At 37.5% G+C, this 14,055-nt stretch carries 10 protein-coding genes; 5 read left to right on the top strand and 5 right to left on the bottom strand.

Translation table 11 applies throughout. From position 1 onward, the window contains the following. Window positions 1-12: 12 nt before the first annotated feature. Both kefB and kefG read right to left on the bottom strand, forming a co-directional pair. A complete protein-coding gene (gene kefB, locus GTK47_RS03765) occupies window positions 13-1,863 on the bottom strand; it encodes a glutathione-regulated potassium-efflux system protein KefB (protein ID WP_165122201.1) in 1,851 nt (616 codons plus the stop codon). Next, on the bottom strand, window positions 1,863-2,414 hold the full coding sequence (kefG, locus tag GTK47_RS03760) for a glutathione-regulated potassium-efflux system ancillary protein KefG (protein ID WP_165122200.1): 552 nt from the start codon (window positions 2,412-2,414) through the stop codon (window positions 1,863-1,865). The genes kefB and kefG overlap by 1 nt, the downstream gene beginning before the upstream one ends. Before the next feature lie 121 nt (window positions 2,415-2,535). On the opposite strand from kefG, the gene GTK47_RS03755 reads away from it, so the two are divergent. From GTK47_RS03755 to GTK47_RS03745, 3 genes are all read left to right on the top strand, one after another. Continuing rightward, a complete protein-coding gene (locus GTK47_RS03755; RefSeq protein WP_165122199.1) occupies window positions 2,536-4,470 on the top strand; it encodes an ABC transporter ATP-binding protein in 1,935 nt (644 codons plus the stop codon). 331 nt (window positions 4,471-4,801) lie between these two features. Next, complete coding sequence (locus GTK47_RS03750; protein ID WP_165122198.1) at window positions 4,802-6,490, top strand: methyl-accepting chemotaxis protein; 1,689 nt, start codon at window positions 4,802-4,804, stop codon at window positions 6,488-6,490. A 540-nt stretch (window positions 6,491-7,030) separates the two neighbouring features. Further along, on the top strand, window positions 7,031-8,776 hold the full coding sequence (locus GTK47_RS03745; protein WP_165122197.1) for a methyl-accepting chemotaxis protein: 1,746 nt from the start codon (window positions 7,031-7,033) through the stop codon (window positions 8,774-8,776). Between the two features lie 98 nt (window positions 8,777-8,874). Here GTK47_RS03745 and GTK47_RS03740 read toward each other — a convergent pair whose 3' ends face one another. From GTK47_RS03740 to GTK47_RS03730, 3 genes are all read right to left on the bottom strand, one after another. Continuing rightward, a complete protein-coding gene (locus GTK47_RS03740; RefSeq protein ID WP_165122196.1) occupies window positions 8,875-10,419 on the bottom strand; it encodes a PAS domain-containing methyl-accepting chemotaxis protein in 1,545 nt (514 codons plus the stop codon). A 149-nt stretch (window positions 10,420-10,568) separates the two neighbouring features. Beyond that, window positions 10,569-11,429 (bottom strand): SIS domain-containing protein, encoded by an 861-nt coding sequence (locus tag GTK47_RS03735; RefSeq protein ID WP_165122195.1) that lies wholly within the window; start codon window positions 11,427-11,429, stop codon window positions 10,569-10,571. Window positions 11,430-12,140: 711 nt separating this feature from the next. Next, a complete protein-coding gene (locus tag GTK47_RS03730; protein WP_165122194.1) occupies window positions 12,141-12,746 on the bottom strand; it encodes a LysE family translocator in 606 nt (201 codons plus the stop codon). 99 nt (window positions 12,747-12,845) lie between these two features. Between GTK47_RS03730 and GTK47_RS03725 the strand changes: the two genes are divergently transcribed. Together GTK47_RS03725 and GTK47_RS03720 are read left to right on the top strand one after the other, a co-directional pair. Then, window positions 12,846-13,826 (top strand): hydrolase, encoded by a 981-nt coding sequence (locus GTK47_RS03725; protein ID WP_165122193.1) that lies wholly within the window; start codon window positions 12,846-12,848, stop codon window positions 13,824-13,826. Further along, on the top strand, window positions 13,823-14,044 hold the full coding sequence (locus tag GTK47_RS03720) for a YheU family protein (protein ID WP_075673323.1): 222 nt from the start codon (window positions 13,823-13,825) through the stop codon (window positions 14,042-14,044). Before GTK47_RS03725 ends, GTK47_RS03720 begins: the two co-directional genes overlap by 4 nt. Window positions 14,045-14,055 lie beyond the last annotated feature (11 nt).

The following is a 14,055-nucleotide window of genomic DNA, read 5'->3' as shown; positions in this document are numbered from 1 at the left end:
TCAGTTCTCCTATTAATCAATAGATTTTTTTTCTTTATGTATTTGAGGAATGTCTTCTGTTAAAGATTCATCCCAAATATCAGGCTGATGGTGCTCTTGACGAATTTCTTCACTAAATAACTCCTCAAGTTCCCGTCTCGCTTCTTTTACTCGTGAAACATTAGAAACTTCTTCAGGTGATTCATCCACCAGCTTTCTTAACAAGTTGATATCCAGACGACGAAAATGCTGTTGTGCCCGATAAGCTTGGTGAGGATGCATTCCTAATTCAATTAACGTCTTACGACCTAACTCTAAGGCACTAGAAAATGTTTCACGACTAAAATCTGTCACGCCCGCTTTGAGCAATTCATGAGCTTCAACACGCCCTCTTGCCCTTGCAATAATATGCAAATTAGGGAAATGATGCTGGCAGAGATGAACAATTTCCATCGTAGCTTCAGGTTCATTACAGGTGATAACAATGGTTTTAGCATGTTCAGCACCGGCTGCGCGCAATAAATTGAGATCTGTGGCATCACCATAATAAACTTTATAGCCATATTTACGCATGGTGCTGATGCTTCCAACATCATGCTCTAATACCGTGACGTTAATCTTATTCGCCATTAATAAGCGTCCTACAACCTGTCCCATTCGACCAAATCCGACAAGGATGACCTCTGGGTGGTTATTTTCAACAAAGGGCTGTTCGTCCGTTTTAGCGTCATTATAACGACGAGCAAACACAGCGTCTGTCATTTGCATCACAAGAGGCGTTGTCATCATAGAAAGTGTAACAACAACCAACAATAACGCCATTTGCTGACTATCTAATACACCCATTGCCATCGATGTCGAGAAAACGACAAACGCAAATTCCCCGCCTTGACTTAACACAGCTGAGAATTGTAATCGTGTGGAAAAACGTAATCTGGCTAACCACGCAATACTATAAAGTATCAATGCTTTTACAATAACCAGAACTAAGACACCTAATAATACTTGTGGAAGATAACGCCATAAGATGCCGATATCTAAAGACATACCAACAGAAATAAAAAAAAGTCCTAAAAGTAAGCCTTTAAAGGGCTCGATGGAGATCTCTAATTCATGTCGATATTCTGAATCTGCCAACAATACACCCGCAATAAAGGTTCCCATTGCCATTGAAAAACCAAGAGTTTCCATAAAAATAGCGGCACCTAACACAACAAGCAGCGCAGCGGCAGTAAAAACTTCCCTTACTCCCGATTTCACCACTAAGCGCAAGAGTGGTCGTAATAAATAACGACCACAAATCAGTAATCCAGCAAAAGCGGCCACTTTCACGCCAATGCGATACCAATCACTGCTTGCCGTTTCTCCAGCTAACAAAGGAATAACGGCAAGGATAGGAATAACGGCCATATCTTGGAAAAGTAAAACAGCAAAACCTAATTGTCCGCCTTCATTATGATTCATCCCTTTTTCGTTCATCAGTTGCAATGCCATCGCCGTAGAAGACATCGCAATACCTAAGCCTCCAATAACGGCTGCCTGCCATGAAAAAGAGGTAAAAACGAGAATGAGCCCTGAAAAAATAGAAGCGGTTAATACCACCTGCATTGAACCAACACCAAAAATAGCGCGTCTCAGTTCCCATAATTTGGCTGGATTTAATTCCAAACCAATAAGAAACATTAAAAAGACCACGCCTAATTCAGCAAAATGTAAGATGTTATCAACATCTTTAAATAGCCCTAATCCCCAAGGGCCAATGGCAATACCTGCAATCAAATAACCGAGTACTGCACCAATTTTAAGACGTTGTGCAATCGGTACCATAATCACGGCAGCACACAAGAAAAAGAGCACCGCTTTAATCATCCAGTTATCTTCCATTAGGCTTGCTCCCCTTCAAGTGGCGCACTTAACCAATGGCGATAAGCCTCACCGATATGAGTTAATGTTGTTTTGGATTGTTGTCTTGCTGAATACACAATCATTGGTGATAGCCAGCGCATACCACACATTTCTGCCATTAATTCAAAAGGACGTAATAACTCTGTCAGTGTGTAGTGATTCTTCCCATTATGTTGATAAGCCTGCTCAGGCTCTCCCGTTGTAATAACACAACGAAATGACTTACCCTTTAGTTGTGCTCTACCTGCTTTGTTAGCAAATGGACGAGTTAATACTCTGTCTTGCCACTCTTTTAATAACGCAGGACAACTATATGTTTGCAATGGAAATTGAAAAACGATCACTTGGTGCTTACACAGCAAGGATTGTTCATGGTGTATATCAATAAAAAAATCAGGATAAGTAGCATATAAATCATGGATAGTTATATTCTCTAAATCCCTCACCGCTTTTAATAACGCTTTATTGGCGATTGATTGGCGCGGCTCGGGATGAACATACACCAGCAATACATTTGATGCGTTTGACATCATTCCTCCTTACAAAACGTGTCAGGAACTGTTTTTTCCGTTACCATGCACGCATTGTGACCAACTGTTACGAACAACTTACTCTATATATTAATTTACATACTCTTAATAGACGATATTTATGATTGTTTTTTCTTCTTTGCAAATTCGCCGTGGTGTCAGAGTGTTACTGGACAATGCCAGTGCAACCATTAATCCAGGGCAAAAGATTGGTCTAGTCGGTAAAAATGGCTGTGGCAAAACCACATTACTTTCTTTATTGAAAGGTGAACTTCAAGCTGAAGCAGGCAATGTCACCTATCCTAGTACATGGTCAATGGCATGGGTTAACCAAGAAACACCTGCACTTGATGTACCTGCTATTGATTATGTTATTGATGGTGATAGAGAATATCGTGAACTTGAGCGCCGTTTACAAAAAGCGAACGAAATAAATGACGGTCACGCTATCGCACTGATCCACGGGCAATTAGATGCAATTAATGCATGGACAATACAATCCCGTGCAGCAACCTTACTGAATGGTTTAGGTTTTAGCCAACAGCAGCTTAATGAACCTGTAAAATCATTTTCAGGTGGTTGGAGAATGCGTTTAAACTTGGCGCAAGCGCTGATTTGTCGTTCTGATTTACTGCTACTCGATGAGCCAACCAACCACTTAGATTTAGATGCTGTAATTTGGCTAGAAAAATGGCTAAAAAGCTACACAGGTACACTTATTTTAATATCCCATGACCGTGACTTTCTTGATCCTATCGTGGATAAAATCTTGCATATCGAGCAAGAAAAAATCTTTGAATATTCAGGCAACTACTCTTCGTTTGAAATGCAACGTGCAACCAAACTCGCACAACAACAAGCTTTGTTTGAAAATCAACAAGCCAAAATTGCACACTTACAGAGTTTTATAGATAGATTTAAAGCAAAAGCGACAAAAGCCAAACAAGCTCAAAGCCGTGTCAAAATGCTTGAGCGAATGGAAAAGGTTGCTCCTGCGCATTCAGATAACCCATTCCATTTTAGCTTCCGCCAACCTGAAAGCTTGCCTAATCCACTTTTATCAATGGAGAAAGTCAGCGCGGGTTATGGTGAAAAAGTTATTCTTAATGATATCAAACTCAATTTAGTTCCCGGCTCGCGTATTGGATTATTAGGACGCAATGGTGCAGGTAAATCGACACTGATTAAATTACTTGCAGGTGAAATTGAACCGTTACAGGGGAAATTAGCACTTTCTAAAGGTATTAAGCTTGGTTATTTTGCTCAGCATCAATTAGAGTTTTTACGCTCAGATGAATCGGCACTACAACATTTAACTCGTTTAGCACCTAAAGAGACTGAACAAAAATTACGTGATTACTTGGGTGGTTTCGGCTTTCATGGCGATAAAGTCACAGATGCTTGTGGTCAATTCTCTGGGGGTGAAAAGGCGCGTTTAGTTTTATCACTTTTAGTTTGGCAACGCCCTAATTTGCTATTAATGGATGAACCAACAAACCACCTTGATTTAGATATGCGCCAAGCACTGACTCAAGCTTTAATTAGCTTTGAAGGAGCTATTGTTGTCGTATCGCATGATAGGCATTTATTACGCTCGACCACTGACGATCTCTATCTGGTACACGATGGTCAAGTTGAGCCATTTGATGGCGATCTTGATGATTACCAACAGTGGTTAGTCGATCAAAATCGTCAAGAGGCACAGGCAAATAAAAGCCAACAAGATAACGACAATACCACAACAACCACCAATTTAAGCGCTCAAGATAAAAAAGAGCAAAAACGCAAAGAAGCGGAGTTTAGACAACAAACCCAGCCTCTACGCAAGAAACTTTCAACATTAGAAAGTAAGATGGATAAATTAAGCCAAGAGCTTAGTGATATCGAAACAGCTCTTTCTGATAGCAGTATTTATGATACTAGCCGTAAAAATGAGCTTTCTGATTGCTTAAACCGACAAGGTGTTGCGAAATCCGCACTAGAAGAAGTGGAAATGGAGTGGATGGAGTTACAAGAAACATTGGAAGAAATGACAAACACATTTGAAGCCAAGTAATACAAGGCAATTCATTAAAAAAGGAACTATTTAAAGTGAAATAGTTCCTTTATTTTTGCCCTTCAATTCATTCTGAAAATTTATACAATTCATTTCACTTACGGTATTTATATCATTTTACAATAGCACGATTTACACAAAACATAATCTCATCCTATCTAGTAATAACCCAATAAAAATAACCATCTAACGTTTATTTTCTACCTATTTATATTAAGTAAGGGAAATAAATTCTTTCACGCTAAAGTTTTTAACATTCCAGCCGAATTAATCATTCTGCTAAGTGGACCTCCCACTTACCAACGAAAAGGCAAAGCTAATAGGTAGGGTTATGTTAAAACGAATTAAAATCTCTCAAGGTTTAATGTGTGTCCTGACTCTGTTTTGTATTATTCAGATCATTTCTGGAGTACAAAGCATTCACGATGCCTACCAGACTCAAAACACTCTTAAAAAAATTTCATACAGTTTCGATCAACTACGCACAATGGATAATACCTATGCGGAGTTGAATACATTACGTACTGATATTATTGCACAAGCATTTAGTTATATTTCAAATCCTCAAGCTGAAGATGCGAACATCACCACATTTATGCAAACCATGCCTGCACGTAAAGCACAAGTTGATGCATTGATGAATGAGTATGTTGAGCTATCTGCACAAACAGGTTTCGATCAGCAACGTATGGCTCAGATCAAACAGCTCTATCAAAAGAGCCGAGCTGATCTTGATTTACTGGCGCAGTATTTAAGTGAACGTAACACTAACGCCGTTCGTTTAATTTTAAAAAGCCCAGCAAACACTAACTTCACCAATTCATTGTATGAAGCCACCGACTTTATTACCGATGAAGTTGTGAATCCTTCAGTGATTGAAGCAGAAGGTAACTACCACAGCATGTTGTGGATAGCATCACTCTTTATGGGTATCTTCCTCATCTTTACCACCTTAGTGCTTATTTGGATCCGCAAATACATCATTGTGCGCATTAACCAAATGATCATCTATCAAGAGGCAATTGCTAAAGGTGATCTAGTCAGTCGTATTGATAGCGATGTTTCAGGTAAGACTGAAATCGATCAACTCATGCTCGGCTTGCAGCAAATGCGTGCTCAATTAAAAGAGATGGTAAGCTCGATTCGAAATACTAGTGCAACTATTTACACTGGCGTACAAGAGATTGCTGCGGGTAATAATGATTTATCTAGCAGAACGGAAGAGCAAGCCAGTGCATTAGAAGAAACGGCATCCAGCATGGAGCAGATGACCGCAACTATTCGTAATAACACAGAAAGCGCTCGAGAAGTCACAGAGCTCGTTATGAGTACTGCTGATATTGCCGTTCAGGGTGGTGAGCATAGTAATAAGATGGTAATGACAATGACAGACATTGCCGATCGCTCACAAAAAATTGGTGAAATCACTGCGGTCATTGATGATATTGCTTTCCAAACCAATATATTAGCCCTTAACGCTGCTGTTGAAGCGGCTAGAGCGGGTGAACAAGGCCGTGGTTTCTCTGTGGTTGCAAGTGAAGTGCGTAATTTAGCACAGCGTAGTGCGGAAGCGGCGAAAGAGATCAAAGAGCTGATTGAATCGACAATATTACGTGTTAGACAGGGTAATGATCTTGTTGAACAAGTGAGTTTATCAATGGGTGAGATTGTTACTTCTGTTAATCATGTTTCGGGTTCGATGAAAGAAATTTTATCTGCATCAGAAGAACAAACCCGTGGTATTGCACAGATCAGCCTTGCTGTTAATGAAATGGATAAAGCAACACAGCAAAATGCGGCGATGGTTGAACAATCAACAGCAGCCTCTGCCACATTAAGTGAGCAAGCAAGTATGCTGGATACGATTGTGAATACATTCAAAGTTGAGCACGAAAAAGTTGCACCAGCTAAAACTAAGTTGCCGACATTCTCAGCTAAATCACAAGACACAGAAACACTTAAAACACCAACAATAAAAACCAATAATCACGAAACAGACGATAATTGGGAAAGCTTTTAATGATACCTCTCATACAATATCGTGTGAGAGAGTTGTGTAGAAAATAGTCCAGAACATATAACAAAACCTCTACCTACCATACTCCCAGTGATTTTTCTGGGAGTATTTCTCATCCCACCGCACATAAACACAAAAAAATAGATTGTTTTTTATACGAAACAAATATATTTTTTAAGAAAAATTAAGAGCGTTTATGAAAGCGACGATTTTATTTTACTTATCATAAGATAAAAAGATAAATAAAAATAAAATACTGCTTATTATCGTTTTAATATTCAACAAAACATTATTAATATTTATATTTCAACAATTAACACAAAAAATAAGTAAGATAATATACTTATAGATTTTTCTATTAATCATTAAAGAATTTTAGCCATTAGCTGATAATTAAAGCTAAAAAAAGAAATATAAGTTGTCTTTACTATCAAACAGAGTAGAAAAAGTAAAGTTTTTAAATATATAGCCGAATAAGTTTAATTGATAAATAGTTATCGCTCCTTGCTGTGTGTCCTACAAACCAATTAAATAGGTAAGGCTATGCTGAAACGAATAAAAATATCTAATGGCTTAATGTTTATCTTAATACTGTTTTGCACCATTCAACTTTTTTCTGGTGCAATGAGTATCCGTGATGCGAGTTTAACAAATAAGCGGATCTCACAATTAGCGAATGGCTTTGAACAGATAAAAACGATGGATTATGGTTATGCTGAGTTAAATAAATTACGTGAAGATATGCTAAATGTTATGTTTGAAGCTCATCTCACACCCGATATTGCAGAAAATAAAATTTCTGATTTCATCTCCTCTTATCCAAAAAGAAAACAAGAGGTTACACGCATTATTACTGCATACTTCACTGCTACCGAAGAAGCAGATTTTGATCCCGAAAAAATAGAGAGCATGAAAAAGCTCTTTAAGCGTGTACTTTACGATCTTGACCAACTTGTATCATGTTTAGAAATTCGTGATTACTACGGTTTTCAGTCTCTTTATGCACATAATACCAATCAACGCTTTACTCAATCCCTTTATGAAGCAACAGATTATCTTAGTGATAACGTTGTTACTCATGCTATAAATGCAGCTCAAGGTAATTATGAACGTACCTTAGTTTTAGCTTTTGTCTTTATGTTTGTTTTTGTTCTTTTTACTGTTCTTGTTGTACTTTGGATACGTCGAAATATTGTTTTACGTATCAATCAAATTGTCGATTATATGTCGGAAATCTCACAAGGAAATTTATTAGAAAATAAAGATGTCATAGCGAAAGGAAATAATGAAATTGACCAATTAATTACAGGTATTCAATATATGCGTACCGAACTGTCATTAATTGTGAATGCGATCCGAGGGACAAGTCATCATATTTATACCGGTGTTCAAGAGTTATCCGCAGGGAATACCGATCTTTCTTGTCGTACCGAAGAGCAAGCGAGTGCATTAGAAGAAACTGCATCAAGTATGGAACAACTGACAGCAACAGTGAGAAATAATACAGAAAGTGCTCGTGAAGTTTCACACCTTATTAGTCAGACTTCCAATATTGCCAGCAAAGGGGGCGATGTCACCAATAGAATGGTGAGAACGATGACTGACATTGCCGATAGCTCACAAAAAATTGGTGAAATTACTGCCGTTATCAATAGCATCGCTTTCCAAACTAATATTCTCTCATTAAATGCTGCCGTTGAAGCTGCAAGAGCGGGTGAACAAGGTCGAGGTTTCTCTGTCGTTGCCACCGAAGTGAGAGAATTGGCACAACGTAGTGCCGAAGCTGCAAAAGAAATTAAAGAGTTAATTGATGCCTCTATTAGCCGTGTTCGTCATGGTAACGATCTGGTTGAACAAGTTAGCATTTCTATGGGCGAAATACTGACTTCCGTAAAACATGTTGAAGATTCAATGACAGAAATTTTATCTGCATCAGAAGAGCAAACTCGAGGCATTACACAAGTCTCTCTTGCAGTCACTGAAATGGATAAAGCAACACAGCAAAATGCGACGATGGTTGAACAATCTTCTGCTGTTGCCAGCTTATTGACTGAAGAAGCGGGTAATCTTGAACAAATCGTTGAGCAGTTTAAAACGGCTGAAAGTGAACAGTTCAATAAAAAGGCACAACATAAAGTAATAGAAAAACAGTTCTCATCTGAAAAATTACTGCATACAAAAGATGAGAAGATAAAAAATACAGTCAAAGATGACGTAAAAGAGAAAAAGCCAGCAAAAGGAACAGCGACTGTAAATGACGGTGAAGATGATGATTGGACAAGCTTTTAAGCCATTGCTTTGATCATGATAATAATGTGATTTAGTAAACACAAAGACACCTGTTTTTAGTAGGTGTCTTTTTCTTTCACTTCTTAAATAATGACAAATTAATGAAATACATTGATTGCACTAACTAAGTAATTAGTTTGTACTTTCATTTCACCTGAAATCATTGAGGCTTTAGAAACATAATTCGCATTTTCATGTGTAATCGATTCTAATTTTTCAACAGCACGACCAAGCTCTTTTAAGCCCGCACTCTGTTCTGATGATGCAAGACTAATTTCACCAATTAAATCGGTCACATTTTTAACATGTACAACAATATCTTCCATTGTTCCGACTGTTTCATTGACTTGCTTTGAGCCGACTTTGATATTGCTACTCGAAGCACTGATCAATGTTTTGATCTCTTTCGCTGCTTCTGCACTGCGTTGTGCTAGCTCCCTTACTTCTGTTGCAACCACCGAGAAACCTCGACCTTGTTCGCCAGCTCTGGCGGCTTCTACGGATGCATTAAGTGCAAGGATATTAGTTTGAAAGGCAATGCTATCAATAACACCAATAATATTACTAATGCGATCAGAACTCTTCGCTATATCATTCATTGTATTAACGATATTATCCATTGCACTACCTCCTTTTATCGCTGCCTCACAAGTGATATTAGAAAGGTTGTTTGCTTGCCCTGCCGTTTCACTATTACTGCTTACCGCCGTCGTTAATTCATTCATTGTTGAAGCGGTTGCTTCAACATTGCTGGCGGTTTGCTCTGTCCTTACATACAGATCGCGATTACCGGCGGCTAATTGATCACAAGAGATGTCTACTTGATGTATTTGATAACTCACATCACTGACTAACCAACGGAACATACGCCCTAATTGATTGACTGAACGCTGTGTCATACCCACTTCATCAATACGATTTATATATGTAACGTTATGCTCATCACCAGTGGCCACTCGATTTGCTTGCTCATTCAGTAGTCTAATTGGCTTAACAATCTGAAAATAGAGAATACGTTCATTTGCCATCAGTAATACCAGTAAAATAGCAATATGCATAAAAAGAGCATAATCCGATAAACCGGCAAACCATGCACTCAACAACATAAAAGGTAGAGGTAAGAGGATAAAAAGACGGAGTCGTTTTTTTAATGAAATAGTTTGATTCCATGAGCGCCAACGTTGCCATCCTTTATAAACAAAAGCGCCTTTTAAAAACGTGTGTGAAGGATACTTACCTTGATTAAATGCGGCATAAAGTGTTGAGGCTTGTGCTATTTCCTCTTTTTTTGCCGCAGTCCTTACTGACATGAAACTTTGAATTTTACCCTGACGTATAATAGGGGTGATATTCGCTCTTACCCAATAGTGATCTCCATTTTTACGCCGATTCTTCACGACTCCGGTCCAAACCTCTCCTTGCTTTAACGTTTGCCACATATCCTTAAAAACCTCTGAAGGTATATCTGGATGTCTGACAATATTGTGGGGTTGTCCCACAAGTTCTTCCAATGAAAACCCACTGGCTTCGACAAAGTCCTCGTTGGCATAAATAATATTGCCATCAAGATCTGTCGTCGACATCAGTGTTGCGTTTTCAGATACCGGGTATTCTCGCTGTGTCACCGGTTGATTGTTACGCATTAGTTACTCTCCTCGACATTGAAATTAAAACATCTCAACAAAAAAAGACTGCCTAAATAACTATCGTTTCGGCCATTAAGAGAATAACTTTAGTAATAAGTGGAAATACTTATATTTAAATATTAATTTTTTGAATCAGTTCAAATTTTTTAATTATCCAGACTATTAATTAATGCCTGTGAACTTAGCACTAATGTCTTCGCACACTCATCACGTTTCTTTAATAACGCCATAAAAATAAGGTCAGTGATCGTATTTTGTGCTGTACGTGAAGAGATTGAAGCGCTTCGCCACTCACCTTCATCCGCAATTGTTTCTAATATATAATCAGAAATTCTTCCTAATGGAGAGTGTTTTTCTCCTGTAATAGCAATTATTTTTGCTCCCTGTTTTTTAGCCACAGAGGCAGCAACTAACATGTCTTTTCTTTTACCACTATAAGAAATAACTATCTGTAAATCCTTTGAACTTAACATTTGGGCAACAGATATCTGAACATGATGATCTGTTTCAATCAGCGTGGTTATTCCTATTTTTTGTAATTTATAGCTTAAATCTCTTGCGACTAATCCTGAACCACCAATACCAATAATCTGAACTCGCTGAGCTTCATCAATAAGCTGGATCACCTTTTCAAAATGAAGGTAATTAATTTGGCGAGTTGTATCGCAAATTGAATTATTTTTCTCTTGAGCGAGTTTTTGTGCGATAACCACTAAGCTATCTTCCGAACCTATTTGATTATGTAATAGGCTCGGATTTGCTCCTGAATTCGCGTTCTTTCTACCTAGCTCTTCACTAATGGCGAGTTTCAAAGAAGGAAAGCCTTTGAATCCTATTTTTTGACTAAATTTAACAATAGCAGATTGACTCACACCCATTGTTTCAGCAAGTTGCTGTGACGATAAAGTGATTGTTTTCTCTGGATTATCTAAAATATAGTCTGCTATTTTTCGTTGATTTGTAGCCATACCCGGCTTTATCCAGGCAATTTTCGTTAATGTCGGCATAATGACAATATCCACTTCGAGTACTATATAATTATATATGGAGTAATTCTTGGCGCAGTATTTAATACCTAAAATAATTAATCTCTTAGAATAAAATCAATTAAAAAGAGATAATGAACAACAATAAAGTATAGAAAAAATCACCTTATTATTGGAATACTTGTTTTTATAATAGTTTTATAAATATCTTTTCAATCAGAACTATATCTATCAATCCCTACATTTATAATACTTAATTTATTCCTTCTCTATTTTAAATAATAATTTATTCTTTTAGGTCAATAGCACGATATGAACTTAATCTATTCACTCTTAATAAATTGTTATTTTCAAACACTTCCATTCATTTAATAACAATTTAAAAACATAAACGTAATAAAAATCACTTTAATAGAAACAGTAAAAAGAATAAATAATTCCTATATAAAATAGTTATTTTTCCATTTTAATGGTGTTAATAATGAGAAATAAAAAATCAAATAGTTGAATAATGCAATCTATATAACGACTAAAAAATCAGTCATCACTTTATACAAGAGAATACTTTAACATGAATGATTGTGTCAGTGGGCGATCGTAGATCTCTCTTTTTATAGAGGAATACTCTTTTTTTGATACACATCAAGAGAGATCATTTCAACCAATCTTAAAAAAACATCATTTAAATCAAAAAAATTTGATTACTCCTTGATTTATACCTATTTTCTTAATTTACTCTATCCAAATCAGAGGGACACAAAGCGCCGTTAATAATCCCATTGAAATATTGAAAATAAACCAAGAGCGTCTGCTTTGTAAAAATAGACTAATTAATGTTCCGCCTAATATCCAAACAATACCAGCAACGAAATTAACAATAACCATTACAATACTAATAGCAATAACAGAGCTAAAATAAGCATCACCTGATAGACTAAAACTCCCTACTGCACCTAATCCCATCATCCACGCTTTCGGGTTTAGAAATTGCAATAATCCACCTTGAAACCAACTTATTGCTTGCGGTGTTTTTGCTGGAATATCTAAACGCTGGTAAGATGATGTTGCTGTTTTCCAAGCAAGCCAAAGCAAATAAGCACTCCCGACTATCTTCAATCCGATATGCAGTGCAGGATAAATTATCAATAATGCGGCTACGCCAAATGCAGAGCTCAATAAAACGCATTGCATACCTAACATAATGCCAGCCATTAGTTTTAACGAGCCCTTAAAACCGACATTTGCCCCAGATGAAGTAAGCAGTAAGTTGTTTGGCCCAGGTGTTATCGCGGCAATAAATAGGAAAACAGTTAAAGAAAAAATAAGGCTAATTGTCATCGAGTGTGCTCAAAGATGTGACAGACGTTTTATTTTCACCGAAAATAGCAGTATGTTATTTAGCAAATAAGTGTTAATTCATTTTGATAGACGGAAAATATGTCTCAATACTTTAATCCAATGCGTTGGGCTAAAAATCCACATTTACAAACGCTCTTACCAAGAATTGTACGTAGGACGCCACAACTTACGCCACATTGGCAACGACTCAATCTTCCAGATAATGATTTTGTCGATTTAGCGTGGAGTGAAGATCCAACAACCGCACTCAATAAACCTCGCTTAGTCATCTTTCATGGCTTAGAAGGTGGATTTAGCAGCCCTTATGCTCACGGCATGTTAGCCGCAGCAAAAGAGAGAGGCTGGCTAAGCGTTGTGATGCACTTTCGAGGATGCAGTGGTGAACCCAATAGACAAAACCGTATTTATCACTCAGGTGAAACAGAAGATGCTCGCTACTTCTTAAATTGGTTGAAAAAGGAATTTGGTGAGCAACCAACCGCCGCTGTTGGTTATTCTCTTGGTGGAAATATGCTTGCCTATTATCTTGCAGAAAGTGGTGAAAATGCGGTTGTAGATGCAGCCGTTATTGTCTCTGCACCATTAATGCTAGAACCATGCTCGACAAAAATTGAACATGGCTTTTCTCGTTTTTATCAATGGTATCTGTTAAAAGAACTTAAAAATAACGCAACACGAAAACTTATTCGTTATCCAGAGTCCTTACCAATCAGTTTATTGACGATAAAATCCATCAAAAAACTACGTCAGTTTGACGATCTTATTACGTCTAAAATTCACGGATTTAAAGATGCACTAGATTATTATCGCCAGTGCAGTGCGTTGCCTTTATTAAATAAAATAAAGAAAACGACACTTATCATTCATGCTAAAGATGATCCATTTATGTCTGCGGATGTTATTCCTGATGTCAAAACGCTACCCAATAACATTGAATATCAACTTACAGAATTTGGTGGGCATGTGGGGTTTGTTGGTGGAAAGCTCTCTAAACCTGTGATGTGGCTAGAAAGTCGCATTCCTGATTGGTTGGCGACCTATTTGGAGAAAGCAAAATGATAATACCTTGGAGCGAGCTTTCAACTGAAACACTAGACAATCTCATTGAAAGTTTCGTTTTACGAGAAGGCACTGATTATGGTATCCAAGAGAAAACGCTTGAACAAAAAGTCGCCGACGTAAAAAAACAACTTAAATCCGGTGAGGCCGTATTGGTTTGGTCTGAACTTCATGAGAGCGTCAATATTATGCCTGCATCGCAATTTCGCTCTGATTAGTTATTCAAAGT

Origin of the sequence: Proteus sp. ZN5, assembly GCF_011046025.1 — a bacterium.
Lineage (GTDB): Bacteria > Pseudomonadota > Gammaproteobacteria > Enterobacterales > Enterobacteriaceae > Proteus.
The sequence above is the reverse complement of the archived record's forward strand: the minus strand, read 5'-3'. Positions and strand labels throughout refer to the sequence as shown.